Below are 26,065 nucleotides of genomic sequence, written 5' to 3' on the forward strand. Positions count from 1 at the left end.
CCCGCGCGGCCCACCCGGCCCGCGCGGCGGACACGGCTCCTACGGGGCGTCGGGGTGGACGCCGGCCCGGTACTTGGGGATGCGGACGGTGACCTTCATGCCCGCGTCGACGCCCGTCTCGACGACGAGCCCGTAGTCGTCCCCGTACGCCTGCCGCAGCCGCTCGTCGACGTTGGGCAGGCCGATCCCCGAAGCCCTCGGGTGTTCCCCGGCGAGGATGGCGCGCAGGACGGCGGGGTCCATGCCGACGCCGTCGTCCTCGATGGTCACGACGGCCTCGGCACCCGCGTCCTGCGCCGCGATGGTGATCCGGCAGGTGGTGCGCGAGTCCTCCAGGCCGTGCTTGACCGCGTTCTCCACGAGCGGCTGGAGACAGAGGAACGGCAGGGTGACCGGCAGCACCTCCGGGGCGATCTGCAGCGTCACCTGCAACCGGTCCCCGAAGCGGGCGCCGGCGAGGGCGAGGTACTGCTCGATGGAGCGCAGCTCGTCCGCGAGCCGCGTGAAGTCCCCGTGCCGGCGGAAGGAGTAGCGGGTGAAGTCGGCGAACTCCAGCAGCAGCTCCCGGGCCCGCTCGGGGTCGGTGCGGACGAAGGACGCGATGGCGGCGAGCGAGTTGTAGACGAAGTGCGGGGAGATCTGGGCGCGCAGGGCGCGGATCTCCGCCTCGATGAGGCGCGTCCGGGACAGGTCCAGCTCGGCCAGCTCCAGTTGGACGGAGACCCAGCGGGCCACCTCCGTCGCGGCGCGCACGAGGACGGCCGACTCGTGCGACCCGTAGGCGACGAGGGCCCCGGCCACGCCCTCCTCGCCGGTGAGCGGGGCGATGACCACCCAGCGCAGGGGGCAGTCGGGGTCCTCGCACGCGGCGCGCAGGCTCTGCCCGCGCCCGGTTTCGAGGACCTCGGCGACCCGCTCCATCACCTGGTCGGCGTGGTGGGCGCCGGAGCCGTCCCAGGCGAGCACGGCCGTGCGGTCGGTCAGGGCGAGGGCCTCGGTGCCGAGCAGGGGGCGGAGCCTGCGGGCGGCCTTGCGGGCGGTGTCCTCGGTGAGTCCCGCCCGCAGCGGCGGCGCGGCGAGCGACGCGGTGTGCAGGGTGTGGAAGGTGGCGCGTTCGACGGGCGTGCCGAGGTCGAGGCGGTCGCGTCCCGCCCGCAGCGCGGCCAGCCGGCCGAGCGCGTACCCGGCGGCCGTCAGCAGCGCCCCGCCGGCGGCGAGCGCGGCGAGGAGCGTCCCGGTCACCGGGCGGCCCCGTCGGTCTCGGGGCGGCCGACGAGCCCTTCGGGCAGGTGCAGGCGGGCGAGGATCGCGGCGGTGCCGGGCGGGACGTGGCGGGGGGTGGCCAGCGAGACGCCGACCATGGCGACGAAGCCGAGCGGCACCGACCAGACGGCGGGCCAGGCCATCAGGGTGTGCGGCCAGCCGTCGGGGGCGAGCCCGGCGCGCGTCGCCATGACGGCGGTCAGCGCGGCGCCGCCGCCGGTGAGGAGACCCGCCACGGCTCCGGGCGGGGTGAGCCGGCGCCACCAGATGCCGAGGACGAGCAGCGGGCAGAACGACGAGGCCGACACCGCGAAGGCGAGCCCCACCGCGTCGGCGACGGGCACGTTGCTGGCGACGGCGCCGAACGCCAGCGGCACGGCCATCGCGAGCGGTGTGGCGAGGCGGAAGTGGCGTACCCCCCGGGAGGGCAGCACGTCCTGGGTGAGGACGCCCGCCACCGACATGGTCAGTCCGGAGGCCGTCGACAGGAAGGCGGCGAACGCGCCGCCCGCGAGGAGGGCGCCGAGCAGGTCGCCGGCCAGGCCGCCGACGACCCGGTCGGGCAGGACGAGCACGGCGGCGTCGGCGGCGCCGGTGAGGGCCAGTTCGGGCGCGTAGATGCGGCCGAGCGCCCCGTAGAGGGGCGGCAGCAGGTAGAACGCGCCGACCAGGCCCAGGACGACGAGGGTGGTGCGGCGGGCGGCCCGGCCGTGGGGGCTGGTGTAGAAGCGCACCGCCACGTGCGGCAGGCCCATGGTGCCGAGGAAGGTGGCGAGGATCAGGCCGTAGGTGGCGTACAGCTGCTGGCCGTCGCGGACGCCGGCGAGGGAGCGGGACCAGCCGAGCGGGTCGTCGCCGTCGGCGACCCGCTCGGGGACGTGGGCGCCGGGCGGGAAGCCCAGCGTGGTGCCGGCCTCGATGCGGTGCGTGCCGGCGGCGAGGGTGACCGGCCGCCCGTCGTGGACCACCGCGTCGACCGTGCCGGAGACGGTGACGGTCAGCGGGACGTCGACGGCGACGCGGACGGTGTCGGCGACGCGGACGGTGGTGTGTTCCCGCAGGACGGCGGGCGCGTCGAACCGGGCCCGCGGCGCGTCGTCGCCGATCCAGGCGGTGACGAGGAAGAGGGCGGGCACGAGGAGCGCGGTCAGCTTCAGCCAGTACTGGAACGCCTGGACGAAGGTGATGCTGCGCATGCCGCCCGCGGCCACGGCGCCCGTGACGACGACGGCGACGAGCAGACCGCCGACCCAGCCGGGCGCGCCGGTGACGATCTCCAGGGTGAGCCCGGCGCCCTGGAGCTGGGGCATCAGGTACAGCCAGCCGATGCCGACGACGAAGAGGCTGGCCAGCCGCCTGACCTGGGTGGACTCCAGGCGGGCCTCGGCGAAGTCGGAGAGCGTGTACGCCCCCGAGCGGCGCAGCGGGGCGGCGACGAGGACGAGCAGCACGAGGTACCCGGCGGTGTAGCCGACCGGGTACCAGAGCATGTCGGGGCCCTGGAGGAGGACGAGCCCGGCTATGCCGAGGAAGGAGGCGGCGGAGAGGTACTCGCCGCTGATGGCGGCGGCGTTGAGACCGGGGCCGACGGTCCGCGAGGCCACGTAGAAGTCGGACGTGGTGCGGGAGATGCGCAGGCCGAGGGAGCCGATGAGGACGGTGGCGAGGACGACGGCGGCGACCGCCGCCACCGCGTAGGTGTGGTTCACCGGGTGCGTCACCTGCCTTCGACGAGGCCGGTGAAGTCGCGCTCGTTGCGCTCGGCCCGGTGCACGTACCAGCGGGCGACGAGCCACATCACGGGGTGGACGCCGACGCCGAGGGCGGCCCAGACGAACAGTCCCGGGGCCGGGGAGGCGCCGTGCGGGGCGAGCGCGCCGGGCAGCGCGAGGAGCAGCGGCAGGGACCCGACGAGCAGGGCGAGGGTGGCGAGCGCGCGCAGGGCCGCGCGCAGTTGGCTGCGCATGAGGGACCGGACGTAGGTGTGGCCGAGGGTGGTCTGCTCGCTGATCTCGGAGCGGGCGGGCGCGTGCCCCGGCGGCCGGCGGCCGGAGCGGGGCACTCCGGTGACGGTCTCGCGGCGGGGGCGCGGCGCGGGCTGCGGCTCTGGAGACATCGGTGTCCGGGGTCGGGAGTGGTGGGGCCCTGGTGGTGGGAGGGGTTCGGTCGGTGGAGTGTACGCAGACAACGGCCCGACGGGTAAGCGGATCGTCATACCGGCCGTCGGAGCGTGGCTGCCCTTCCGCGACCGGCCCCCGGACGCTGCCGCGGTCAGCCGCGGACGTGCCGGGCCAGGAGCTCGCGCAGCTGGCGGGCGTGGCGGCGGCTGACCGACAGCTCGGCGCTGCCCACCCGTACGGTGGTGGCGCCCCCGTCGAGCCGCAGCTCGTCGATCCGGCCGAGGGCGACCAGGTGGCTGCGGTGGATGCGGACGAAGCCGCGCGCCGCCCACCGCTCCTCCAGCGTGGACAGCGGGATGCGGACGAGGTGGCTGCCCCCGTCGGTGTGGAGGCGGGCGTAGTCGCCCTGCGCCTCGACGTACGCGATGTCGTCGACCGCGACGAAGCGGGTGACGCCCCCCAGTTCCACCGGGACGTGCTCGGCGACCGTGCCGGCGGGCTCGGGCGCGGAAAGGTCGCTGACCCGGCGGACGGCCTCCGCGAGGCGCTCCCTGCGGACCGGCTTGAGGACGTAGTCGACCGCCTTCAGGTCGAACGCCTGCACCGCGAAGCCCTCGTGGGCGGTGACGAACACGACGAGCGGCGGCCGGGCGAAGCCCGCGAGGAGCCGCGCCACGTCGAGGCCGGTCAGCCCCGCCATGTGGATGTCGAGGAAGACGACGTCGATGGCGTCGGGTCCGTCGGGGCCCGCCTCCAGGGCGCGGCCGATGCGCCGCAGCGCCTCCGTCGCGTCGGTGGCGCCCTCGGCGCTGCGGACGCGGGGGTCGGAGCGCAGCAGGTACAGCAGCTCCTCCAGGGCGGGCTTCTCGTCGTCGACGGCCAGTACGCGCAGCATGGGGCGGAGTGTAGGCGGGCGCCCGTTGAGCGAGAAGCGGCCGTGGTACGTACGGGTCGGCGCGGGGGCGGGGCGGGCGAGCACGGGAGCGAGGGGCGATGGCACGGCCGGAGCGGCACGACGCGGTGGGCGCCTTCGCGTTGGGCGTGTTGGAGCCGTACGACGCGCTGTGCTGCGCCGAGCACCTCACGCGGTGCGGGGCGTGCACGGCGCGGCTGGCGGAGTTCGCCGAGGTGGCGCGGGCCCTGGCCCAGCTGACCGGCCGCGTGCCACTGGCCCCGCCGCCGCGCCGGGCGGCGCCCCGCGGCGTCCGGCCGGCCGCCGCGCGGTCGGTGGGCGTGCGGCTGGCGGTGCTCCGCCCGCGCGCCGGACGGTCCCGCGCGTGGCGGCCCACCGCGTGGGGTGCGCCGGGCCGCCGCGTGCGCCGGTGGCTGGTGCGCGCCCGGACCCCCGGGGCCTGACGGTCGGCACGGCGGACACGGCACGGCTGGCGGCTGGCGGCTGGCGGGTGGCGCGACGACACGGTGGGCGGCGGGCCGGTACGAGCAGGGCGGGCACGGCACGGCTGGCGGCGGGCCGCGGGCGGGCACGGCACGGCGCGTGGCCGCTGTGCGGTGGTGGTACGGCGCGCGGCGGCCGCGCGGGGCAGGGCGGGCGCGTCCGCGCCGCCGTGCCCGTCCGGGTCCCCCGGCGGCGCCGGTGCCCGGGCGCGGACGCGCGGTGGTGGCGGCTCGGGCGGGCTACTTCAGCAGGCGGGACAGGCGGCGGTCGGCCAGGGGCTTGCCGCCCGTCTGGCAGGTCGGGCAGTACTGGAGCGAGGAGTCGCTGAACGAGACCTCGCGGATGGTGTCGCCGCACACCGGGCAGGGCTCGCCGGTCCTCCCGTGCACGCGCAGCCCGCTCTTCTTCTCCGCCTTGAGCCTGCCCGCCTCGATGCCGCGGGAGCGGGTGACGGCGTCGGCGAGGGTGGTGCGCAGCGCCTCGTAGAGCGTGGTGACGTCGTCGTCGGTGAGGTGGTGGACCGGCTTGAAGGGCGACATGCGGGCGGCGTGCAGGATCTCGTCGCTGTAGGCGTTGCCGATGCCCGCCACGAGGCCCTGGTCGCGGAGGGCGCCCTTGACCTGCCGGCGCTCTCCCGCCAGGAGCGCGGCGAACGCGTCGCGGTCGAAGTCCCCGGCGAGCGGGTCGGGGCCGAGCCGGGCGACGCCGGGCACCTCGGCGGGGTCGCGGACGAGGTGCACGGCCAGCCGCTTGGTGGTGCCCGCTTCGGTCAGGTCGAAGCCGTCGCCGCCGCTCAGCGCGACGCGCAGGGCGAGCGGCCCCTTGCCCGGGCGGGGCGGGGTGGTCGGCAGGTCGTCCCGCCACTGGAGCCAGCCGGCACGGGCGAGGTGGACGAGGAGGTGCAGGCCGCCCGCGGTGACGTCGAGGTACTTGCCGTGCCGGCCGACGGCGGTGACGGTGGCGCCGACGAGGGCGTCGAGCGGCGGGTCGTACGTCTTCAGCACGCTGATCGCGACGGGCAGGACGCGGGTGATCTCCTTGCCGACCAGGTGGGCGTCGAGGAACTCGCGGAGCGCTTCGACCTCGGGCAGTTCGGGCATGGTCCCAGCCTGCCGCAGGAGGGGGCGGCGCGCCTCACCGAACGGTCCGCGGGTGCACGGGCGCCCCCGTTCCCGGCATCCCCGGCCCCGACTCCCCCGGCCCCGGGCGCTCACGGCTCCGCCCCGTCCCGGGAACCCCCGTTCCCGACGCCCCGGCCCCGGCGCTCCCCCGGGCCGTCCCCGTTCCGGCGTCAGTCCTCCCTGGGCTGCCACATCCCCGAGCGCCGCCGCCCCGCCGTCCCCGGGTCCCGCCGCGCGCCGCCGTCGCCGGCGAACCGCTCCGGCAGGGCGAACTCGCACCAGACGCACTTCCCGCCACCCCGCGACTCGACGCCCCACACGTCCGCCAGCTGGTCCACGAGCAGCAGGCCGCGGCCCGACACGCCCTCCGTGCCGGTGTCCCGGCGGCGGGGCAGGGCGCTGGAGCGGTCCTCGACCTCGAGGCGGAGCCGCCGCTCGGGGCCGGTGAGCATCCGCAGGGTGACGATGGCGCCGCCGTCGGTGTGCAGCAGGGCGTTGGTGACCAGTTCGTCGGCGGCCAGCTGGATCTCGTCGGCCCGCTCCCGGCCGCCCCAGGCGCGTACGGCGGCGTGGATCATGTGGCGGGCGGAGCGCAGCGCCTCGGGGTCGTTCTGGGCGACGTGCTGCTGGAGCCTGCCGCCGCTCTGCGGGGTGTAGCCGCCGCGGCGGCGCAGCAGCAGGATCGCCACGTCGTCGTCGCCGCCGCGCTCGTCGACCACGTCGCACAGGAGGTCGGCGAGCTCCTGGAGGTCGGCGGGCCCGTTGCGGACGAGGGCGGTGAGCCACTGCATGCCCTCGTCCAGGTCGGAGCCGGGCTCCTCGACCAGGCCGTCGGTGTACAGCACGAGGGTCTGCCCCGGGTCCAGTTCGATGACGCTCACGGGGTAGTCGAGCGCGCCGAACTCGGCGGACAGCCCCAGCGGGAGGGCGCCCTGCACCGGCACCCGACGGCAGCTGCCGTCGGTGTCCCGCAGCAGCGGGTCGACGTGCCCCGCCCGGACCACCTGGACGACGCCCGTGGCGAGGTCGACCTCCATGTAGGTGCAGGTGGCGAAGCGGTCGGTGTCCAGGTCGCGGAGGAAGACCGAGGCGCGCGCCATGACGGTGGCCGGGGTGTGGCCCTCGGCGGCGTACGCGCGCAGGACGATGCGCAGCTGGCCCATCACGGCCGCCGCGTGCGTGTCGTGCCCCTGGACGTCGCCGATGACCGCGCCGACGCGGCCGCCGGGCAGCGGGATGACGTCGTACCAGTCGCCCCCGACGTCGCGGCCCAGGCGCGCGGCGCGGTAGCGGACGGCGACCTGCGCTCCGGGGATCTCCGGGATGCGCCGCGGGAGCATGGCCTGCTGCAGGCCCTCGGCGAGGTCGTGCTCCTGCTCGAAGAGCATGGCGCGCTGGAGGCTCTGGGCGATGCTGCTGCCGAGGGCGACGAGGACGTTGCGCTCGTCGGGGGTGAAGCCGTTCTTGTCGCTGTACAGCAGCCCCATGGCGCCGATGGGGCGTGCCTGGGCGATGAGCGGCAGGTACGCGGCGGACGTGATGCCGAGGTGGGTGATGTGGGGCCAGAGGACGGGGTACGAGGTGGCGAAGTCCTCGGGTGACTCGATGAAGCGGGGCGCGAGGGTCCGGACGACCTCGCTCATGGGGTACTCCTCGTCCACGCGCGTGTAGCGGGTGCCGGGGACGAAGGAGTCCTCGGGGCCGTCGGCGACGAGGTGGATGCGGCCGGCCTCCAGCAGCCCCATGACGACGCTGGTCGCGCCGAGGTGTTCCAGCCCCTGGGAGTCCTTGAGCACGTCGATGACGTCCTGGACGGTGCGGGCGTGGGCGAGCGCCGCGGTGGTGGACTCGACGACGCTGGTCTGGCGGCGGCGCTCGGCGTCGACCTCCAGCCGGGTGGTCGACTCGGCGAGCTCCTGCGTGGCGTCGCGGACGATGCCGATGATGCGGTGGGGGCGCCCGGTCGCGTCGCGCCGGATGAACCCCTGGGTGTGGGTCCACCGCAGTCCGCCCTCGCGCGTGCGGATGCGGAAGTAGGCGCCGTAGTGGCTGCTGCCGTTCTTCAGGGCCTGCGCGACCATGCCGTCGAGGCGGACCGACTCACTGGGCGGGACCCGCCGGCCGAGGCTCTCCGGTCTGCCGTCGTACTCGGCGGGGTCCGTCTGGAACACGTCGAGGGCGACCTCGTCCATGTGCATCAGCCCGGTGTCGAGGTCCCAGTCGAAGCTGCCCATGCGGTTGAGGGACAGGCTCAGATCCGGGTGGGCGGGCCAGTCCTCGGGAAGCGACAGGGCATCCGCTGCCGGATCAACCATGGAGCCACTCTGCCATCATTTGTCGGTTTTATCGACCTCAACGGAACCTCGGGACGGAGGGATCGTTCCTCCTGTTCCCCGGCCGGTCGGCGGAGCCGGGACCCCACCTCAGTACGGCCCGTCGGGGACGTCGGGGTCGAAGGGCGCGTCGGGCGGTCCGGCCTCGGGCGGCGCCGCGTCGGGCGGCACGTCCGGTGACACCTCCGGCACCTCGCCCGCCCCGTCGCCCGTCCCGTCCGGTGGGGCCGCCTCGTCGGGCGGGGCCTCCCCCTCGGGCGCGACGCCGTCGGGCGCGACGCCGTCCGGCTGAGGGGCGTCGGGCACCGTACCGTCCGGCGGCACGTCACCCTCACCGGGTGGCGGCGGGGGCGCCTCCGGGGTGCCGGGCGCCTCGGGCGCGACCGGCGCCGGCGGGACGGAGGGCCGTACGCCGGCCCCCGGCGGCGTCCCGTCCGGCGACGCGCCCTCCGGCACGGTGCCGTCCGGCGGCGGGCCGTCGGCGACGTGGCGCTCGCGCGGCTCGTACGCGGGGGGCACCTCGGGCTTGCGGTCGCGCTCGCCGCGGCTGCCGGTCGGGCGTTCGAGCCAGGTGTCGTTGAGGACGTTCACCAGGACGAGCCGGTCCAGGGCCTGCCGAGTGGGGCCGATGAGCACGACGCGGTCGGCGCGGTACCCGGGCCACGCCTGTCCCCGGTGGGCCGACGGACGCCGCGGGTCGGCCGGTGTGCGCAGCGGGTTGCCGCAGGCACAGCGCACGCGGGGCGCCCCGTACCGGTCCACCAGCACGGCGCTGCCCGTCTGGAGCACGGCCTCGTACGGTACGGCCGCGCCGTTCCGGTACCCGTGGCCGGTCACGCGGGTGTCGGCGCGCAGCATGACCGGCGTCAGGTCGCGCAGCCAGGCGCCGAGGCCGGCCGGTGTGACCCCGGCCGCCTGGGCGAAGGCGCGGGCCTTCGCCTTGTCGGCGGTGAGGAAGCGCGTCTGCTGCTCGACGTCGCAACTGGGCAGCGAGTGGGTGCCCCCGTACAGACCGGGCGTCGCGCCGTCGACGGTGCGCAGCGGCTCCTCCGGGCCCGGGACCGCGGCCGAGGGGCCGCCGGGGCCGCCGGGCGTGGCGGGCGCGGTGGGGGACGGCGAGCCGCCGGGGACGACGTCCGCGGTGAGGGAGGTCGAGGCGGTGAAGGGGTCCGGGCCGGGCGCGGCGGCCTGCTGGAGGAGGGGGACGCGATCGGTGGCGAGGGGGACGCCGGGCGCGGACGCGCCGCCGTCGTCGGCGCCGCAGCCGGCGGCGAGGAGTCCCGCGACGGCCGCCGCGGCGAGGGCGACGGGTCGCCGCGGGCGTGCCGCGGGGAAGCGGCGTGTGGGTGACGGCACGTGCATCCCGCCCTTCCCAGGAGTCGACCGGACACGTTCCTCCATGTCTGCCGGACCTGCGGGCGCGCCGCAACCGGGGTGGGCCTGCCGTGGCCGGTCCACCCGCCACCCGTGGACTTGAACATGTTCAACTCCGACCACTAGGCTGACTGCTGGTTGAACACGTTCAAGTCCCGGAGAGGGGTGGCGCGGTGACCGTACTGGTGGACCTGGTCGTGGTCCTCGGCATGCTCGTGGTGGTCCCCCTGGGTCTGCGCCTGGTGGCGGCGCCGGAGACGGCGCTCGCCTGCCGGCTGTGGCCGCTGTTCGCGGTCCCGGGCGCCGCTTCCCTGTGGTTGCCGCGCGGCGCGCTCGCCACGGCCCTCGCGGGCTGCTACGCGGCGGGCACCCTCCTCCTGGCGGCGGCCGCGCCCCGCCGGCTGGCGCGGACCCGGTCCCTGGCGCCCGGCGAGGTGGCGCTGCTGACGGCCCTGGTGAGCCCGGCGGTCGCCGCGACCGCCCTGGTCGCCGAGCGCCTGGGCCACCCGCTCTTCGGGTTCGACCTGGCGATCCTCGACCTGACCGTGCCCCACTTCCACTTCGCCGGCTTCGCCGCCGCGCTCGTCGCCGGGCTGGTCCGGGCCGCCACCGGGGACCGTCCGCTGAGCGCCTTCGCGGCGCTGAGCGTCCCCCTCGGCACGCTCCTGGTCCTCCTGGGGTACTTCGTCGACGACTGGGCCGAGCTCGCGGGCGCCGTCGTACTGACCGCCGGGATGTGGGCGGTGGGGCTGCTCACCTGGCGGGACGTGCGGACCCGTGTCCGGGACCGGCTCACCGGCGCGCTGCTCGCCGTCTCCGCGGCCGTCCTCGTGGCGACCATGCTGCTGGCGCTGAGCTGGGCGCTCGGCGAGGCGACCGGGTGGCCGCACCCGAGCCTGGCGTGGATGGCGGCGACCCACGGCGTGGCCAACGCCCTGGGCTTCGCCCTCTGCTCGCTGCTGGCCTGGCGGCGCCTCACCGGCGCCCCGGGACATCAGCCGCGGACAGGTCACGACGCCTCGGGACCCGCGCCCCGCCGCCCGCGCGCCCCGGCCCACCCGCCCGTCCACACCCCCGCCACCGCGGCCCCGGACCCCCAGGAGGTCCCCGAATGACCCGGCTCGTCCGCAGCACCGGCACCACCCCCGACGGCCCGCCGCCCGGCCTCACCTACCCCGAGGTCGGCGCGACCTCGTCCGCCGTCCTCCCCGAGGGCTACCACCACCTGCGCCACCGCGAGCCGATCGGCCACGGCCGGGCCGCCTTCGAGGCGGCGGGCACGGCGGTCACCACCTGGCGGATGCACCGCGCGTCCGGCGCCCGGGTCCACACGGACGCGGTCCGCGCGGCCCCCGGCGTGCGCCTGCGGGTGGCGGTGGGCGTGGGACGGTTCGTGTACGCCGTCCCGTGCGAGGTCGTCCGGACCGTGTCCGAGGAGCGGCGCGTCGGCTTCGCGTACGGCACGCTCGCCGGGCACCCCGAGTGCGGCGAGGAGGCGTTCGTCGTCGAGCTGCGCTCCGACGGGACGGTGTGGTTCGTGGTCACCGCGTTCAGCCGCCCGGCCCGTTGGTACACCCGTCTGGCGGGACCGCTCGTACCGGTGGCCCAGCGGTGGTACGCGCGCCGCCTCGGCCGGACGCTGCGGAAGGTCGCGCGCGGCTGACGCGTGAGGTCGCGCGCGTGCCGACGTGGGGAGGCCGCGCGCGGCTGATACTGGAGGGGATGGAGTGGTTCCCCTGGTTCGCCTCGTCCGACCACTGGCTGGGCCGCCTGGCCTTCCAGCGGGGCCTCGCCCTGGTCTACCTGGTGGCGTTCGCGTGCGCCGCCCTGCAGTTCCGGGCGCTCATCGGCGAGCGGGGCATGCTGCCGGTACCGGACTTCCTGCGCCGGGTGCCGGCGCGCCGGGCGCCGAGCCTCTTCCGTCTGCACTACTCGGACCGCTTCTTCGCGCTCTGCGCCTGGACCGGCGCGGCCCTCGCGCTGGCGCTGGCGGCCGGCGCGGGCGACGCGGTGCCACTGGCCGTCGCCATGCTCCTGTGGGCGGTGCTGTGGGGGCTGTACCTGTCGATCGTCAACGTGGGCCAGACCTGGTACGGGTTCGGCTGGGAGTCCCTGCTGCTGGAGGCGGGCTTCCTGGCGATCTTCCTCGGCAACGACCGCACCGCGCCCCCGGTCCTCCTCATGTGGCTGCTGCGCTGGCTGCTGTTCCGCGTCGAGTTCGGCGCGGGTCTGATCAAACTGCGCGGCGACCGCTGCTGGCGCGACCTGACCTGCCTGTACCACCACCACGAGACGCAGCCCATGCCCGGCCCGCTCAGCTGGTTCTTCCACCACCTGCCGCGACCGCTGCACAAGGTGGAGGCGGCGGCGAACCACGTCACGCAGCTGGCCGTCCCCGTGCTGCTGTTCACCCCCCAACCGGTGGCGACCGTCGCGGCCGGGCTCGTCGTCCTGACCCAGCTGTGGCTCGTCGCCTCCGGCAACTTCGCCTGGCTGAACTGGATCACCATCGTCCTGGCCCTCTCCGCCGTGGACGGCTCCCTCGTCGCCGCTCCGCCGCGGTTGCCCGAGCCGCCGCTCTGGTACGGCGTGCTGGTGGTCGCCGTGACCGTGCTGGTCCTCGCGCTCAGCGTCCGCCCGGTGCGCAACCTCCTCTCGCGGCGCCAGGCGATGAACCGCTCCTTCGACCCCCTCCACCTCGTCAACACCTACGGCGCCTTCGGCACCGTCGGCCGCGTCCGGTACGAGATCGTGGTCGAGGGCACCGACGAGCCCACGGCCCGCGAGGGGACGGTGTGGCGGGAGTACGGGTTCCGCGGGAAGCCGGGCGACGTGCGGCGGCCGCCGCGCCAGTTCGCCCCGTACCACCTGCGGCTGGACTGGATGATGTGGTTCGCCGCGCTCTCCCCGGCGTACGCGGCCGGGTGGTTCGGCCCGTTCGTCGAGCGGCTCCTCGACGGGGACCGCGACACCCTGCGGCTGCTGCGCCACAACCCCTTCCCCGACGGTCCGCCGGCGCTGGTGCGGGCGCGCCTGTACCGCTACCGCTTCACCACCTGGCGCGAGCTGCGGACGACGGGCGCCTGGTGGCACCGCACGCTCGTGCGCGAGTACCTGCCGCCGACGCGGCTGGGGTCCCGGACGGGCAGCCGGCGCGGGCGCGCTCCGTGAAGCGCTGGTCAAAGCTGGTCGGTGAGGGCGGTGTCCGCTACCTTTCAGCGGCAGTGCGGCGGGTCGAGCGGATGCCGATGCCGTTCGGCCCGCCCGTCTGCCCCTTCGGTGGCAGGCCCGTCCGGTCCGCTCTCCCGTGTCGGCGCCGGACGGGACAGCCCCGTGCCCCCGCCGTCACGGGCGGGGGCACGGGGCTGCCGCGCTTCCGGTGCCACGGCCGCGTCGGTACCGGGCCCGGTCGACGCCGGGTGCGGCCGGTACCGGACTCGGCCGGGACGGGGGTTGCCGTCGACGGCCGGCTCGGTCGCCGGCTCGGTGGATGCCGGCTCAGTCGATGCCGGGCAGGATGTGCGGCTCCGCGAGGTCGTCCTCGTACCCCGCCAGGCGGATCGGTGCGGAGCGGGCCCACACCTCCAGGCTGCCGAGCTCATCCGACCGGGTGGACCGGGGGGACCGTTCGGGGAACCCCGCCGAGGGCTCCCGCTTGGTGGTTTCTGGTGTCACCGCGCACTCCTTAGTGTCGCGAACCTATGGATCGTGTTCTGCCGTTCGGTCGCGGTGGCGCCGGTCTCCGGGGTGGGCCGCGACCCAGGTGGCAGGCCGGTCCCCAGGTCGGCCCGAGGGGTTTTCGTGGATCCCCGTCAGCCGACCGTTCGCCTCAGAGTAACCACATGAGCGCGCCTCCGCTCGATGGAACGCGTCACACCGTCGACTTCCGGACAGAGCGACACGGAGTGCCCCGTTCGGGGCACTCCGTGTCGATGTCGCTCTGGGCCGTTCGGCCGGTCACCACTTGCCGGGCGCGTAGTCCTTCAGGAAGCAGCCGTACAGGTCCTCGCCGGCCTCGCCGCGCACGACCGGGTCGTAGACCCGGGCGGCGCCGTCGACCAGGTCGAGCGGGGCGTGGAAGCCGGCCTCGGCGAGCCGCATCTTGTCGGGGTGCGGGCGCTCGTCGGTGATCCAGCCGGTGTCGACGGCCGTCATCAGGATGCCGTCCGTCTCGAACATCTCCTGGGCGCTGGTGCGCGTCAGCATGTTGAGCGCGGCCTTCGCCATGTTGGTGTGCGGGTGGCCGGCGCCCTTGTAGCCGCGGCTGAAGACGCCCTCCATCGCCGAGACGTTCACCACGTACTTGCGGCGGGCCGGGGAGGCCGCCATCGCCGCGCGGAGGCGGCTGATCAGGATGAACGGCGCCGTGGAGTTGCACAGCTGGACCTCGAGCAGCTCGACCGGGTCGACGGCCTCGACGGTCTGGATCCAGCTGTTGACCGGCGCCAGGTCCGGCACGAGGCCACCCGCGTCGATGGCGGTGCCCGCGGCGATCCGCGCCGGCGTCGCCGAGCCGCTGACGAGGGCCAGCTCCGTGACGTCCCGGGCGCTGAGGCCGTCGCCTCCGCGCGCGGAGGGCAGGGCGGCCACGCTGTCGACCGCGCCGCTGCCGAACGTGCCGATGACCTCGGAGGCGGGCAGCTCGCCCGCGGGCAGCGGCGCCGACTCGGCGCCGAGCAGCTCGCTGTACGCCCTGCGGGAGCGGCGGACGGTCTGGGCGGCGTTGTTGATCAGGATGTCCAGGGGGCCGGCCGCCGCGACGGAGTCGGCGAGCGCGACGACCTGCGCCGGGTCGCGCAGGTCGATCCCGACGATCTTCAGCCGGTGGATCCACTGGTCGCTGTCGGGCTGGGCCTTGAAGCGGCGGATCGCGTCGTTCGGGAACCGCGTCGTGACCGTGGTGTGCGCGCCGTCCCGCAGCAGGCGCAGCGCGATGTACATGCCGATCTTGGCGCGGCCGCCGGTGAGGAGCGCGCGGCGGCCCGTCAGGTCGGTGCGGGCGTCGCGGCGGGCCCGGTTCTCGGTCGCGCACGACGGGCACAGCTGGTGGTAGAACGCGTCGACCTGCACGTACCGGGTCTTGCAGATGTAGCAGGACCGGGGGCGCTGGAGTATGCCGGCGACCTCGCCCGCCACGGACGAGCTGGGCAGCAGGCCCTGCGTCTCGTCGTCGATGCGTTCGGCGGAGCCGGTCGCGGTCGCCTCGGTCACCGCGCGGTCGTGGGCGGTCTTGGCGGCCCGGCGCTCCTGGCGGCGGCGCTGCTTGACCGAGCGGTAGATGCCGGCCGTGGCCCGCCGCACGGTGATCGCGTCGGGGTGGTCGACGTCGAGCTCGTCCAGCTCCTCCAGCACGCTCAGGCAGACGGCCAGGCGCTCGGGGTCGATGCCCGGCCCGTACGCCTGGTTCTCTTCTGTCACCGTCATGGCCGCTGCCGTTCCTCGATCACTCGTTTGCCACGTCTCAAAAGGGGCACTCTACGGAGCCGACCGCCCCGCCGCCAAACCCGGGCCCCCCGCCGCGGTCCGTCGCGGGGGCCGGTCGAAGACGCAGTCGCCGCACAGTCCCCCACCGGGGCAGCGGTAGTACAGGCAGCAGGTGCGCCGCCGCAGCCCGGGCCCGTCGAGGGCGCCGCCGAGGTCGGGGTGGTCCAGCAGCCCCGCGGCCAGCTCCGCGGCGCGCCCGGCCACCTCCGGGCGGCCGTGGCGGCGGGCCCAGCCCGTCAGCTCGCGCACGGCGCCGCCGAGCGCCGAGCCGGCGTTCCCCCACAGCAGCCGGGCGGAGACGGGCCCGGCGGCGCGCAGGGCCTCGCCGAGCGGGACGAGGTGGCCGTCCTGGACGACCTCCCGCAGGTCGGCGGGGGTAGCGGGGCGGGTGACGGTCCCGGCCCACCAGAGGTCCTCGGGCGTGGAGCGCGCGGGGTCCCAGTGCAGGGAGGCGGGCGTCACGTCGGGCACGACGCCGTACAGGGCGGCCGAGCCCAGGGTCACCGACCAGAGCCGCGCCGCCAGCCCCAGCTGGGCGATGGACGCGGCGACCCGGTACTCGGGCGCCCCCAGCCGCTCGGCGACGCGCGCGACCCGGGCGACGAGCGGCGGCACCCCGCCACCGCCCTCGGGGCCGGTGGCGGGGGCGGCGGGTCCCGGCGCGGTGGCCGGGACGGACGGGGGGACGGCGGGGGCCGTCGGGTCCGGCGGCGTGGCCGCGGTGGCCACGGGTGCGGCCGGGGCGGCATAGGCGTCGGTGAGGGGGACGTACGCACCGGGGGCTGGGGGCGCGGTGGGCAGGACGAAGAAGCCGCCCACGTCGCTCAGGGTCCGTAGTTCGGCGGCCGTGAGCCGCCGCGTCTGCGCTGCCATCCCGTGCTCCTCCCCTGGCGTGCCGGACCGCCCGGCGGGGACCACGGTAGCGGTGCGCGCCACGGCACCGTACGCCCGTACGGGGCACGGGCCGCGCGACGGCCGTGCCGCGTACTCCCGTACGCGGCACCGCCGTTGCGCTCAGGTGGACCCGGCGGCCGCGTCGGGGCCGCTCGCCCCTACGGGGCCGCCGGAAACCTCACAGGGACACGCCACCGCGGCGCAGATAGGCGAGGGGGTCGACGTCGGAGCCGTATCCGGGGCCGGTGCGCACCTCGAAGTGGAGGTGCGGGCCGCTGCTGTTGCCCGTGGAGCCCGAGCGGGCGATGCGCTGGCCGCTGCCGACGGTCTGGCCCTCCCGGACGCTGAGCGCGGACAGGTGGGCGTACTGGCTGTACTTGCCGTCGTCGTGCCGGATGACGACCTGGTAGCCGTACGCGCCCGCCCAGCCGGCGGAGACGACCCGGCCGGTCGCGACGGCCCGGACGGAGGTGCCGGTGGGCACCGGGAAGTCGACGCCGGTGTGGTAGCCGGAGGACCAGGCGGAGCCGGGCTTGCCGTAGGCGGTGCCCGGACTGGCGTCGACGGGGGAACTGAGCGTGCCGGTGCGGCTCTTGGCGACGACCGGCTTCGCCACGGCCTGCGGTCTGGGCTTCGCCTTGGGCTTCTGCGCCACCGGCCGGGGCGCGGGCTTCTGCGCCGTCGACTGGGGTCGCGGCCGGGACTTCGGCCGCGCCGAGGGGGCCGCCTTGTCCGGGGCCTTCACGGTGGGTCCGGCAGTCGGCGCCTTGGGCTTGGTGCTCGGCGCCGCGGCCTTGGCGTCCGGCGTCCTGGGCTTGCTGCCCGACCGCGCCGACGGTTCGGTCTGCGTACCGCCCGGCGCGCCGCGCAGCGCCAGCCGTTGTCCGGGCATGATCAGGTCGGGGTCGCCCCCTATGACCGCGCGGTTCTGCGCGTACAGCCGCTGCCACCCGCCCTGGACGCGCTTCTCCGCGGCGATCCGCGACAGGGTGTCGCCCCGCGCGACCGTGTAGCTCTCGCGCCGCTGGTTCGGGATGGTGGTCGGCGTGGCGGCGGGCCGGTCACGGCGGTCGGCGCGGCCGTCGGGGGTGACGTCGGGCTTCTCGCCGCCGCGCGCGAGCCCGGCCCGCTGGGAGCAGGTCGGCCAGGCGCGGGGGCCCTGGCCCTTGAGCACCTTCTCGGCGATGGCGATCTGCTGGTCCTTGGTGGCCAGGTCGGCACGGGGGGCGTAGCGGGTCCCGCCGTACGCCTGCCAGGTGGACTGGCTGAACTGGAGCCCGCCGTAGTAGCCGTTGCCGGTGTTGACCTGCCAGCGGTTGGTGGACTCGCAGGCGGCGACCTTCTCCCAGACGTCGACCGACGCGGCGTGTGCCGTGCCCGCGCCGATCAGCGGCAGCGCGATGCCGGCGCTGCCGACCGCGGTCAGTGATGCGCGGTTGAGACGGCTCGGCTGGTGCCGGCGGTGTCGTCCCCGAACGGCCATGGGTGGTTCCCCCTTGCACAGGTCAGCGGCAGCCCAAGCTAGGGGCGCGCGGCAAGCCGTGGCAAGGGGGCGCACAGGGCGCATGGGGCGCGGGCTGTCTCTCAAGTGACCTCGTGGCACTGCGGCGAGACGGACCGTCAGCAGGAAGGCGCATCCGGCCGTACGCGAACACCCGCACGTCGCGTACGTGCGCCGCTCCCGTGGTGGGGTCGTGAGGGGGGCGGCGGCGCCGGGCGGACCGTCACGCGCGGGACGGGTCCCGGCAGCGCGTCGTCGTCCCGGTCACGGACGGGAGAGGGGTCCGGGGCCCGGGTCGGGTGACGGCACCGGGTCGGGGCCGGGGGGCTGGGGCACCGGGTCGGGCGTCGGTACGGGCCCGGGCGCCGGATGCGGCGGCGGGGCCGGTACGGGCCCGGGGCCGGGTGGCTCCGGTGCGGGCCCGGGCTGCGGTGCCGGTGCCGGGTCCGGCATGGGCGGCACGGGGTCGGGTCGGGGCTCGGTCATGGCCTCCCCCAAAGGTCGTCGTCGCTCCCGGTCGGGGTTCTCGTGCTGCGCGTTCCCCCGCACGGCCGGACCATGCACGTCCGCCACGTCCCGGCCACGCGCCCGCCACGTCCCGGCCGCGCACCCGGCCCGTGGGCGGGGCGCCTATGCGGCGCACCAGCCCTGCCGGTCGGTCGACTGTCCGCGGCCGACTGACCGACTGACCGATCGGTCGGCTGTCCGTCCGGCCGGTCGCCTGGCCGTCGGGCCCGGTCGGCTGGCCGCGCGGGCCCGGTCGGCCGGACCGGGGCCCACCTGTCGCGGTGGGTCAGACCCGGGCGGCCGGTACGGCGTGGGGACTGCGCGCGGTGTCCGTCCCCGGGACCGGGGCGGAGGCGTCGGAGCCGAGCTCGACGATGCGGTTCGCGGCGTCGACGTGGACGACGCGCGGCACCAGGGTCCGGGCCTCGGCGTCGTCGACCTGGGTGTAGCTGATGAGGATGACCAGGTCGCCGGGGTGCACCAGGTGCGCGGCGGCGCCGTTGATCCCGATGACACCGGAGCCGCGCTCGCCCTCGATGACGTACGTCTCCAGGCGGGCGCCGTTGTCGATGTCGACGATGTGGACGAGCTCGCCGGGGAGGAGGTCGGCGGCGTCCATGAGGTCCGCGTCGATCGTGACGGAGCCGACGTAGTGCAGGTCGGCCTGGGTCACGGTCGCCCGGTGGATCTTGGACTTGAACATGGTGCGCAGCATGAGAACTCCCTGATTCGGCTCCCTGCCCGCTTTCCGCAGGTCAAGGGCTGTCCCTCAGCGTACAACGGCGTACTGCCGGCTCGGTGGGCGCTCTTCCAGGCGTTGGTCGCCGGCCGCCCGCCGAGTTCACCGACACCTGGCCAGGTCCGGGGCTCGCTCACGGGCCGGTTCCGCTCAGCCGCGGCGGACGAGCGGACATCAGCTTATGGACCGGCCCTCGCGTGCGCACCGAGATCTCCGTCACGTCATGCCGAGCAGGAGCACGGCGAGCGCGGACCGTCCCGCTCCGGGTCGGCTTCACACCGCGGAACTCCCGCACCCCGCACGCTCCACTCCCGCGCCCCGCGCCCCCGGAGCTCCCGGAGCTCCCGGAGCTACCGGGGCCCCGGCGGGCAAGCCCGCCGCGTACGGGGTGGTTGTGCGCCCGTCGTGCGGCAGCCGGCGCGCGGCGTCCGGCTCGCGGCGCGCCGGTCGGTGGGGGCCGGCGTGGGGTCAGGCGGCGTCCGCCCTTCTCCCCGGGACCTCGGCCGGGTCCTGCTCCGGTGTTCCCCCGCCATGGGTGGTCGCGAGGTCCGCCCTCCGCAACTCGCCGGCGATGTGCAGGAGCTCGGCGACCTCGCAGTCCAGGTCGGGGCCGGCGGCGTGCACGGACGGATGCAGCACCAGCCCCTCGTCGCCCGGTCGCCCCAGTGATCTGCGCTCCACGGCCGTCCTGATCGCCACCGCCGCGGTGACCGCCTTGATCCGGTCCCTGCCCAGGCCCGCTCGCCGGGCGGACCGCGCGGCGTCGTCGACCGCCGTGGAGTCGGCGTAGGGCAGGAGGAAGAGCTGACCGTCCCTGATCTCGATCACCCGGCGGTAGAGGCGGTATTCCAGTTCGGTGAGTTTCACCAGGTCGCGGATTCGATTGCGGGGCGGGAAGAGGGCGATCTCGGGCACGGTCCGGTGCATCATCGCCCACAGGTGGTAGAGACGGTGGTAATTGAGCAGATTGACGCACCAGCGGGTCACGAGTGAGAGACGCGGCCCCCAGCCGGGGAAGGTGAAACCGAGCATGGCGAGCAGGGCTCCGGCGTTCCCGAAGACGACGGAGACGTCGTCCCGGTGCGACAGGTCGAACCCGAGGCGCGGCCCGAAGAGGTTGATGATCCTGACCGCGCTGTACCCGAGGGTGAGCCAGGAACCTACCGAAAGGAACCGCAGGCCGCGCCTGAGGTAGACGTCGTCCGTCTCCTTCGCGTTCCGCCAGGCGGTACGGGCGATGAGCACCTCACCACTCGTGTAGACGAACACATAGAGCAGGAGGTAGGTGAAGTAATAGGAAGAGGGGCCGTAATAGACGCTGAAGTCCCGCGGGCGCTGCACCGAGGGGTCGAGCTGGGCGAACAACAGGGCCATCGCGAGGAGGACGAGGGCGCACAGGACGACCCGCCTCCGGGCCCTCCGGCGGGCCTCGGCGGGCGGGTGGATCCAGTACTGGAGAACGATCTGCTGGCCGAAGACGAGCCCCGTCACGCAGTTCCCCGCCAGCAGGGCGGCGATGTTGGGCGCGTCGAACAGGGCGTCCACCCCCACCCACACCGCGGGGATCAGGAGGGTGAAGCCGACGACGGAGAGCCCGAAGACGACGCAGAGGTAGCGGAGCGCCACGTCACCCCTGTCCTGGTACAGCGCGCGCAGCATGTACCCGAGGCCGACCGTGGCCGCGACGGCGCAGAACGCGTTCAGGACCGTGATCACGACGATGCCCGCCGGCGGAGCAGGGTCCTCTCGACTCGTCTGATCACGTCACGGACGGGTCCGCCGCCCCTGGAGGCCGTACTCGGGCAGCGCCTCGACCTGTACATGAGGAGGGAGGCGATGGTCTCGGCCTCCTGCTCCTCCACGACGTCGTACCGGGCCCGGTGGAGGACCCGGGTGACCATCTCCGGCGACAGGTTGGGCATCAGGAGGGCGGACAGCTCCGTGAGTTCCCCGCCGCACCGGTGGTCGCACAGGATGTGCCCGAGTTCATGCGCGACGACATGTTCCCTGTGCAGGGGCGTGGCACGGCTGTCATGGAATATGTAATCGATCTTCCCGGTGGATATCCAGACACCGCTGGGCGATCCCCCGGTGAAAGGGATCCCTTCCAGGACGATCGGCCGGCCGGTATGTAACCCCACCTTTTCACAGAGCTTTTCAATGGGTAATGAATCGGAGCCATCGATACGGCGAACTATCTCTTCGCAACGTCGACGCAGGTTCATTCAAGCTCTTCCGTCGAGAGTGGACGCGGATTCTTCGGGGCGTTACCGTCTTCCTTGGAGAGACCTTCGAGGTCCCTGATGCGCTCGATGATGTCACTGATCGAGTGCAGGCTTTCGGAGGAGAGACCGGCCGCTCGAAGCGCGATCCGCTGGACCCCCGCATCGCGGAGGGAGACCAGCAGTTCGAGTTCGGCGTCGACCGCTTCGGTCACCTGGTCGTCGAAGAAGTAGGCAGGCGGCACGCCGAAGAACTTCGCGAGCGCGCTGATATGACGCAGCGTCGGATTGTTCCGCTGCCCGTTGCGCAAGAGCCAGATGTAACTGCTGGAGATGGAGACCCCGTTCGCGGTGATCGCGCGGGCCACCTCGTCGGTGCTGTACGGCCCCCGGCCCGGCGGCGCCACGACCTCGAAGAGGCGGTTGAGCCGATCAGCGAAAGTGGGAGTGGCGTCGGGCGCCGGTTCCGTCACGGTGCCCCCTCTCTCGTACCTCGACCCTGCCCACACGTCGGACCCCAGCATAGCTCTCCACCAGTGTGGAGATGATCATGAACAGTCTCTTACACCAGTTGACACCCCGACTTGATCTCTCTTAGCGTGGGCCGCAGGCAGCCGGGAGTCCACCGGGTTTCCAGGCACCCGAGGAACGAGAAGGGGGAAGCCCCGTCGCGCGGGTGGGGGCCGTGCACCGCAGGTCGGTCCGCCACACGGGTGTACCAGGCCGGCCGGCTCTCCTTACGGACGTCGACCCCCGCCCCGGCACTCGACCCGAGGTCCCGCGGACCCACTCCCGCGGACGGCGGGTCATCGCGTTGCCGCCCCCAGCCACGTCGAGAGCACGGCGCCACCCCCGCACCTCTTCCACCGCATCCACACGGAGGGCAACCATGCCGGACGTCGCGCAGTCGCCCGCACACACCGACGAAGCCGAGCTGCGTCAGCTCAACCGGGCGACGGTCGAGCAGTACATGAACACCAAGGGGCAGGACCGGCTCAAGCGCCACGAGCTGTTCACAAAGGACGGCAAGGGCGGCCTGTGGACGAACGACACCGGGTCGCCGATCGTCATCAACGGCCGCGACCGGCTGGCGGCGCACGCCGTGTGGTCCCTCAAGTGCTTCCCGGACTGGGAGTGGTACAACATCGAGATCTTCGAGACCCAGGACCCGAACCGCTTCTGGGTCGAGTGCGACGGACGCGGCAAGATCCTCTTCGAGGGGTATCCCGAGGGCCACTACGCCAACCACTTCCTGCACGCGTTCGAACTGGAGAACGGGAAGATCAAGCTCCAGCGCGAGTTCATGAACCCGTTCGAGCAGCTGCGCGCGCTCGGCATCCCCGTCCCGCAGGTCAGGCGCGCCGGCATACCCACCTGACCGGCACGTCCCTTCGCACCTCCGGGAGACCACAGTGCAGGAAGTGCTGCGTGACATCCGTGCCCGCGAAGCGCTGCAACAACCCGAGTGGCCCGACGCGGCGGAAGCGGAAGGGGTACGGGCGGAACTGGCCCGCCGCCCGGCACTCGTACGGCCGGCCGACCTGAGCACGCTGCGGGGCTTCCTCGCCCGTGTCGCCGCGGGCGAGGCCCTGGTGGTCCAGGCCGGCGACTGCGCCGAGGACTTCGGCGAACGCGCGCACGGCGACGTCGCGCGCAAGGCGGCCCTGCTGGACCTGCTCGCCGGAACGCTGCGGATGAACACGGCCAAGCCGGTCGTCCGGGTCGGGCGCATCGCGGGCCAGTTCACCAAACCCCGCTCCCGCCCCACCGAAACCCTGAACGGCCTGGAACTCCCCTCGTACCGGGGCCACATGGTGAACGGGCCCGAACCCGACCCCGAGGCCAGACGTGGCGACCCCCGACGCGTCCTGACCGGCTACGGGGTCGCCAGGGAGATCATGGGGCACCTCGGCTGGAGGACCGGAGCCCCGGACCACGACCTCATCGCCCCACTGGTGTGGACGAGCCACGAGGCCCTGCTCCTCGACTACGAGCTGCCCATGCTCCGGGAGGACGACGAGGGGCGCCTCTTCCTGGGCTCCACCCACTGGCCCTGGATCGGTGAGCGCACCCGGCGGGTCGACGGCGCCCACGTCGCCCTCCTGTCACGGGTGAGCAATCCGGTGGCGTGCAAGATCGGCCCCACGGTGACGCCGTCGGAACTGCTCACCCTGTGCGAACGGTTGGACCCCCGGCGCGAGCCGGGCCGCCTCACCCTCATCGCGCGGATGGGAGCCGACCGCGTCGCCGAGTGCCTGCCGCCGCTCGTGGCGGCCGTGCGCTCGGCCGGCCACCCGGTCGTCTGGCTCACCGATCCCATGCACGGCAACACCGTGACGGCGCCGGGCGGGGCGAAGACCCGCCGGGTGAAGGCCATCGCCGAGGAGGTGGCCCGCTTCCAGGGCGCCGTGACCGCCGAGCGGGGCGTCTGCGGCGGGCTGCACCTCGAGACCACGCCCGACGACGTCACCGAATGTGTCTCCCGCGACGCCGACCTCGGGCGCGTGGGCGACAAGTACACGAGTCTGTGCGACCCCCGCCTGAACCCGCGTCAGGCCGTTTCCGTGCTGTCCGCCTGGAGTTCCTGACACGCCCCCGAGGAAGGTCATGCCTGGTATACCGCGGATCGACCCCTATCCTCTGCCGACCACGGGCGACCTGCCCGCCAACTCCGTGGACTGGACCCCCGACGCGGACCGCGCCGTCCTGCTCGTCCACGACATGCAGCGCTACTTCCTGGCCCCCCTGCCGTCCGGGATGCGCGGACAGCTGGTCCGGCGGGCCGCCGACCTGCGCCGGCAGTGCGTCGCACACGGCGTGCCCGTCGCCTACACGGCACAGCCCGGAGGCATGACCGAGCAGCAGCGCGGCCTGCTCAAGGACTTCTGGGGACCCGGCATGCGCCCGGCGCCCGCCGACCGGCAGATCGTCGACGAGCTCGCACCCGCCGAGGGCGACTGGCTGCTCACCAAGTGGCGCTACAGCGCGTTCTTCGACTCCCCCCTGCTCGACCTGCTCCGCTCCAGCGGCCGGGACCAGCTGATCCTGTGCGGGGTCTACGCCCACGTGGGCGTCCTGATGACGGCCGTCGAGGCGTTCACCCACGACATCCAGCCCTTCCTGGTCGCCGACGCCGTCGCCGACTTCTCGGAACACCACCACCGGCTCGCGCTCGACTACACCGCCGGGCGCTGCGGGAAGGTCGTGACGGCGAAGGAGGTCTTCGGATGAACCAGGACCTCCTCGACGACGTCCTGCGGGACCGGGCGCAGGCGTACGCGCTGCTGCACCGCCCGGAAGCAGCGGGACGCGACGCTCTCGACGTGCTCGTCGGGTGGATGTCGACGCCCGCCTCCCTCGCCGACCTGCCCCTGGCGGAACCCGCGGTCCCCGCGCCCTCCACCCACGAACTGCTGGTGGTGGTCCCGTACCGGCAGGTCACCGAGCGCGGCTACCCGGCCCCCGACGACGGGTCGCCCCTGCTCGCGCTGCACGTCGGCGGGCAGCAGCGGCTGCCCCTCGCGACCGTCCGGGCCCGCCTGCCCGACGTGCCCACGCCGCTGAGCGGGAGCCGCTTCGACGTGGACGACGCCGCCTACGAAGAGGTCGTCCGCTCCGTGATCGATGACGCGATCTCCACCGGCGAAGGGGCGAACTTCGTCATCAAGCGGTCGTTCGTCGCGGACATCACCGACTACGGGCCGCGCAGCGCGCTGTCCTTCTTCAACCGTCTGCTGCAGCGGGAGACGAGCGCCTACTGGACCTTCCTCATCCACACCGGTGAGCGGACCTTCGTGGGCGCCTCGCCCGAGCGGCACATCAGCGTCGACGGCGGCACGGCCGTGATGAACCCGATCAGCGGCACCTACCGCTACCCGGCCGGCGGCCCGGCCCTGCCGGGCGTCCTGGACTTCCTCGCCGACCGCAAGGAGGCCGACGAGCTGTTCATGGTCGTCGACGAGGAGCTGAAGATGATGGCCCGGATCTGCGAGGAGGGCGGCCGGGTGAGCGGCCCGCACCTCAAGGAGATGGCCCACCTGGCCCACACGGAGTACTTCATCGAGGGCCGCACCGAGCTGGACGTGCGCGACATCCTGCGCGAGACGCTGTTCGCGCCGACCGTGACCGGATCACCGCTGGAGAGCGCCTGCCGCGTCATCGACCGCTTCGAGCCGCAGGGGCGGGGCTACTACAGCGGGGTCGCCGCGCTGATCGGGCGCGACGCCCGGGGGCGCCGCGCCCTGGACTCCGCCATTCTGATCCGGACGGCGGACATCGACCGCTCCGGCCGGGTCCGGATCGGGGTCGGCAGCACCCTGGTGCGCCACTCCGACCCGGCCTCCGAAGTGGTCGAGACCCGCGCCAAGGCGGCCGGGCTCGTGTCGGCCCTGGAGGCCGGCGGCGGCGGACGCTTCGCCGGCCATCCGCGGGTCCGCGCCGAGCTGGAGCGGCGCAACGAGACCCTCGCTCGCTTCTGGCTGCGCGACACCGCCGACCAGGCCGTGCGGAGCCCGGAGCTCACCGGTTGCCGCGTCCTGGTCGTCGACGCGGAGGACACCTTCACCGCGATGATCGCGCACCAGCTGCGCACGGTGGGGACCGAGGTGACGGTCCACCGGTACGACCGGGACCACACCCTCGACGGGTACGACGTGGTGGTGATGGGCCCGGGCCCCGGCGACCCGACCGACGTCGCGCACCCCAAGATGGCGCACCTGCACCGGACGGTGCGTGCGCTGCTGGAGCGCGGTCTGCCCTTCGTCGCCGTGTGCCTCAGCCACCAGGTGCTCGGCATGGCGCTGGGTTTCGAGGTCTCCCGGCTCCCTTCCCCGAGCCAAGGGCTGCAGAAGGAGATCGACCTGTTCGGCTCACCCGAACGCGTCGGGTTCTACAACTCCTTCGCCGCGCGCAGTCAGGAGGACAAGCGGGAGGTCGACGGCGTCGGCGTGGTGGAGGTGAGCCGCGACCGCCGGACCGGGGAGGTGCACGCGCTGCGCGGCGCGCACTTCGTGTCCCTGCAGTTCCACGCCGAGTCCGTCCTCACCCACGGCGGGCCGCGCATCCTGGCCCGCGCCCTGCGCGACGCCCTCGGCCGCTGACCACACGGCACC

At 74.4% G+C, this 26,065-nt stretch carries 23 protein-coding genes; 8 read left to right on the plus strand and 15 right to left on the minus strand.

The window, feature by feature from the left end; translation table 11 throughout:
- Window positions 1-39: 39 nt before the first annotated feature.
- The 4 genes from ACF053_RS02835 to ACF053_RS02850 all read right to left on the minus strand — a co-directional run bounded on the left by ACF053_RS02835 (window position 40) and on the right by ACF053_RS02850 (window position 4,278).
- On the minus strand, window positions 40-1,242 hold the full coding sequence (locus ACF053_RS02835; protein WP_391952140.1) for a sensor histidine kinase: 1,203 nt from the start codon (window positions 1,240-1,242) through the stop codon (window positions 40-42).
- Window positions 1,239-2,972 (minus strand): sodium/solute symporter, encoded by a 1,734-nt coding sequence (locus tag ACF053_RS02840; RefSeq protein ID WP_391952141.1) that lies wholly within the window; start codon window positions 2,970-2,972, stop codon window positions 1,239-1,241. The genes ACF053_RS02835 and ACF053_RS02840 overlap by 4 nt, the downstream gene beginning before the upstream one ends.
- A gap of 8 nt (window positions 2,973-2,980) precedes the next feature.
- Entirely contained in the window at window positions 2,981-3,379 is a 399-nt protein-coding gene (locus tag ACF053_RS02845; RefSeq protein ID WP_391952142.1) for a hypothetical protein, read from the minus strand.
- Between the two features lie 155 nt (window positions 3,380-3,534).
- Window positions 3,535-4,278 carry a LytR/AlgR family response regulator transcription factor gene (locus tag ACF053_RS02850; RefSeq protein WP_391952143.1) on the minus strand — a complete coding sequence of 248 codons (744 nt, stop codon included), beginning with the start codon at window positions 4,276-4,278 and terminating at the stop codon, window positions 3,535-3,537.
- 98 nt (window positions 4,279-4,376) lie between these two features.
- Here ACF053_RS02850 and ACF053_RS02855 point away from each other — a divergent pair, with 98 nt between their 5' ends.
- A complete protein-coding gene (locus ACF053_RS02855) occupies window positions 4,377-4,739 on the plus strand; it encodes a hypothetical protein (protein WP_391952144.1) in 363 nt (120 codons plus the stop codon).
- A gap of 279 nt (window positions 4,740-5,018) precedes the next feature.
- Here ACF053_RS02855 and ACF053_RS02860 read toward each other — a convergent pair whose 3' ends face one another.
- From ACF053_RS02860 to ACF053_RS02870, 3 genes are all read right to left on the minus strand, one after another.
- Entirely contained in the window at window positions 5,019-5,879 is an 861-nt protein-coding gene (locus ACF053_RS02860) for an Fpg/Nei family DNA glycosylase (RefSeq protein WP_391952145.1), read from the minus strand.
- Window positions 5,880-6,070: 191 nt separating this feature from the next.
- Complete coding sequence (locus ACF053_RS02865; RefSeq protein ID WP_391952146.1) at window positions 6,071-8,215, minus strand: SpoIIE family protein phosphatase; 2,145 nt, start codon at window positions 8,213-8,215, stop codon at window positions 6,071-6,073.
- A gap of 108 nt (window positions 8,216-8,323) precedes the next feature.
- Entirely contained in the window at window positions 8,324-9,634 is a 1,311-nt protein-coding gene (locus ACF053_RS02870) for a DUF6777 domain-containing protein (RefSeq protein ID WP_391952147.1), read from the minus strand.
- A 146-nt stretch (window positions 9,635-9,780) separates the two neighbouring features.
- Between ACF053_RS02870 and ACF053_RS02875 the strand changes: the two genes are divergently transcribed.
- The 3 genes from ACF053_RS02875 to ACF053_RS02885 are packed head-to-tail and all read left to right on the plus strand — an operon-like array spanning window position 9,781 to window position 12,778.
- A complete protein-coding gene (locus tag ACF053_RS02875) occupies window positions 9,781-10,722 on the plus strand; it encodes a YndJ family protein (RefSeq protein ID WP_391952148.1) in 942 nt (313 codons plus the stop codon).
- Window positions 10,719-11,270 (plus strand): DUF1990 family protein, encoded by a 552-nt coding sequence (locus tag ACF053_RS02880; protein WP_391952149.1) that lies wholly within the window; start codon window positions 10,719-10,721, stop codon window positions 11,268-11,270. Before ACF053_RS02875 ends, ACF053_RS02880 begins: the two co-directional genes overlap by 4 nt.
- A 59-nt stretch (window positions 11,271-11,329) precedes the next feature.
- Window positions 11,330-12,778 carry a lipase maturation factor family protein gene (locus ACF053_RS02885; RefSeq protein ID WP_391952150.1) on the plus strand — a complete coding sequence of 483 codons (1,449 nt, stop codon included), beginning with the start codon at window positions 11,330-11,332 and terminating at the stop codon, window positions 12,776-12,778.
- A gap of 327 nt (window positions 12,779-13,105) precedes the next feature.
- Here ACF053_RS02885 and ACF053_RS02890 read toward each other — a convergent pair whose 3' ends face one another.
- The 8 genes from ACF053_RS02890 to ACF053_RS02925 all read right to left on the minus strand — a co-directional run bounded on the left by ACF053_RS02890 (window position 13,106) and on the right by ACF053_RS02925 (window position 21,427).
- Window positions 13,106-13,282 (minus strand): hypothetical protein, encoded by a 177-nt coding sequence (locus ACF053_RS02890; RefSeq protein ID WP_198549282.1) that lies wholly within the window; start codon window positions 13,280-13,282, stop codon window positions 13,106-13,108.
- A 282-nt stretch (window positions 13,283-13,564) separates the two neighbouring features.
- Window positions 13,565-15,031 carry an SDR family NAD(P)-dependent oxidoreductase gene (locus ACF053_RS02895; RefSeq protein ID WP_391952151.1) on the minus strand — a complete coding sequence of 489 codons (1,467 nt, stop codon included), beginning with the start codon at window positions 15,029-15,031 and terminating at the stop codon, window positions 13,565-13,567.
- 51 nt (window positions 15,032-15,082) lie between these two features.
- Window positions 15,083-15,964 carry a (2Fe-2S)-binding protein gene (locus tag ACF053_RS02900; RefSeq protein ID WP_391952152.1) on the minus strand — a complete coding sequence of 294 codons (882 nt, stop codon included), beginning with the start codon at window positions 15,962-15,964 and terminating at the stop codon, window positions 15,083-15,085.
- 199 nt (window positions 15,965-16,163) lie between these two features.
- Window positions 16,164-17,468 (minus strand): transglycosylase family protein, encoded by a 1,305-nt coding sequence (locus ACF053_RS02905; RefSeq protein WP_391952153.1) that lies wholly within the window; start codon window positions 17,466-17,468, stop codon window positions 16,164-16,166.
- 811 nt (window positions 17,469-18,279) lie between these two features.
- Window positions 18,280-18,708: an aspartate 1-decarboxylase gene (gene panD, locus ACF053_RS02910; protein WP_391952154.1), complete on the minus strand. Its 429-nt coding sequence runs from the start codon at window positions 18,706-18,708 to the stop codon at window positions 18,280-18,282.
- A gap of 492 nt (window positions 18,709-19,200) precedes the next feature.
- Complete coding sequence (locus tag ACF053_RS02915) at window positions 19,201-20,448, minus strand: MAB_1171c family putative transporter (protein WP_391952155.1); 1,248 nt, start codon at window positions 20,446-20,448, stop codon at window positions 19,201-19,203.
- Complete coding sequence (locus ACF053_RS02920; RefSeq protein WP_391952156.1) at window positions 20,445-20,957, minus strand: ImmA/IrrE family metallo-endopeptidase; 513 nt, start codon at window positions 20,955-20,957, stop codon at window positions 20,445-20,447. Before ACF053_RS02920 ends, ACF053_RS02915 begins: the two co-directional genes overlap by 4 nt.
- Window positions 20,954-21,427 carry a helix-turn-helix domain-containing protein gene (locus tag ACF053_RS02925; RefSeq protein ID WP_391952157.1) on the minus strand — a complete coding sequence of 158 codons (474 nt, stop codon included), beginning with the start codon at window positions 21,425-21,427 and terminating at the stop codon, window positions 20,954-20,956. Before ACF053_RS02925 ends, ACF053_RS02920 begins: the two co-directional genes overlap by 4 nt.
- Before the next feature lie 416 nt (window positions 21,428-21,843).
- On the opposite strand from ACF053_RS02925, the gene ACF053_RS02930 reads away from it, so the two are divergent.
- From ACF053_RS02930 to ACF053_RS02945, 4 genes are read left to right on the plus strand one after another with little or no spacing between them, the layout of a single operon-like run.
- Window positions 21,844-22,332, plus strand: coding sequence for a PhzA/PhzB family protein (locus ACF053_RS02930; protein ID WP_391952158.1), 489 nt, complete (start codon window positions 21,844-21,846; stop codon window positions 22,330-22,332).
- A 34-nt stretch (window positions 22,333-22,366) separates the two neighbouring features.
- A complete protein-coding gene (locus ACF053_RS02935; protein ID WP_391952159.1) occupies window positions 22,367-23,542 on the plus strand; it encodes a 3-deoxy-7-phosphoheptulonate synthase in 1,176 nt (391 codons plus the stop codon).
- Between the two features lie 19 nt (window positions 23,543-23,561).
- Entirely contained in the window at window positions 23,562-24,185 is a 624-nt protein-coding gene (locus ACF053_RS02940; protein WP_391952160.1) for an isochorismatase family protein, read from the plus strand.
- Window positions 24,182-26,053 carry a chorismate-binding protein gene (locus tag ACF053_RS02945; protein ID WP_391952161.1) on the plus strand — a complete coding sequence of 624 codons (1,872 nt, stop codon included), beginning with the start codon at window positions 24,182-24,184 and terminating at the stop codon, window positions 26,051-26,053. The genes ACF053_RS02940 and ACF053_RS02945 overlap by 4 nt, the downstream gene beginning before the upstream one ends.
- Window positions 26,054-26,065: the final 12 nt, after the last annotated feature.

This window comes from Streptomyces kanasensis (assembly GCF_043077165.1).
GTDB classification, from domain to species: Bacteria; Actinomycetota; Actinomycetes; order Streptomycetales; family Streptomycetaceae; genus Streptomyces; species Streptomyces changanensis.

Bases quoted from the DNA above. Each gene is read 5' to 3' on its own strand.
- ACF053_RS02845 (WP_391952142.1), bottom strand. From the start codon at position 3,379: ATGTCTCCAGAGCCGCAGCCCGCGCCGCGCCCCCGCCGCGAGACCGTC.
- ACF053_RS02850 (WP_391952143.1), bottom strand. From the start codon at position 4,278: ATGCTGCGCGTACTGGCCGTCGACGACGAGAAGCCCGCCCTGGAGGAG.
- ACF053_RS02855 (WP_391952144.1), top strand. From the start codon at position 4,377: ATGGCACGGCCGGAGCGGCACGACGCGGTGGGCGCCTTCGCGTTGGGC.
- ACF053_RS02860 (WP_391952145.1), bottom strand. From the start codon at position 5,879: ATGCCCGAACTGCCCGAGGTCGAAGCGCTCCGCGAGTTCCTCGACGCC.
- ACF053_RS02865 (WP_391952146.1), bottom strand. From the start codon at position 8,215: ATGGTTGATCCGGCAGCGGATGCCCTGTCGCTTCCCGAGGACTGGCCC.
- ACF053_RS02870 (WP_391952147.1), bottom strand. From the start codon at position 9,634: ATGGAGGAACGTGTCCGGTCGACTCCTGGGAAGGGCGGGATGCACGTG.
- ACF053_RS02880 (WP_391952149.1), top strand. From the start codon at position 10,719: ATGACCCGGCTCGTCCGCAGCACCGGCACCACCCCCGACGGCCCGCCG.
- ACF053_RS02885 (WP_391952150.1), top strand. From the start codon at position 11,330: ATGGAGTGGTTCCCCTGGTTCGCCTCGTCCGACCACTGGCTGGGCCGC.
- ACF053_RS02895 (WP_391952151.1), bottom strand. From the start codon at position 15,031: ATGACGGTGACAGAAGAGAACCAGGCGTACGGGCCGGGCATCGACCCC.
- ACF053_RS02900 (WP_391952152.1), bottom strand. From the start codon at position 15,964: ATGGCAGCGCAGACGCGGCGGCTCACGGCCGCCGAACTACGGACCCTG.
- ACF053_RS02905 (WP_391952153.1), bottom strand. From the start codon at position 17,468: ATGGCCGTTCGGGGACGACACCGCCGGCACCAGCCGAGCCGTCTCAAC.
- panD (WP_391952154.1), bottom strand. From the start codon at position 18,708: ATGCTGCGCACCATGTTCAAGTCCAAGATCCACCGGGCGACCGTGACC.
- ACF053_RS02920 (WP_391952156.1), bottom strand. From the start codon at position 20,957: ATGAACCTGCGTCGACGTTGCGAAGAGATAGTTCGCCGTATCGATGGC.
- ACF053_RS02930 (WP_391952158.1), top strand. From the start codon at position 21,844: ATGCCGGACGTCGCGCAGTCGCCCGCACACACCGACGAAGCCGAGCTG.
- ACF053_RS02940 (WP_391952160.1), top strand. From the start codon at position 23,562: ATGCCTGGTATACCGCGGATCGACCCCTATCCTCTGCCGACCACGGGC.
- ACF053_RS02945 (WP_391952161.1), top strand. From the start codon at position 24,182: ATGAACCAGGACCTCCTCGACGACGTCCTGCGGGACCGGGCGCAGGCG.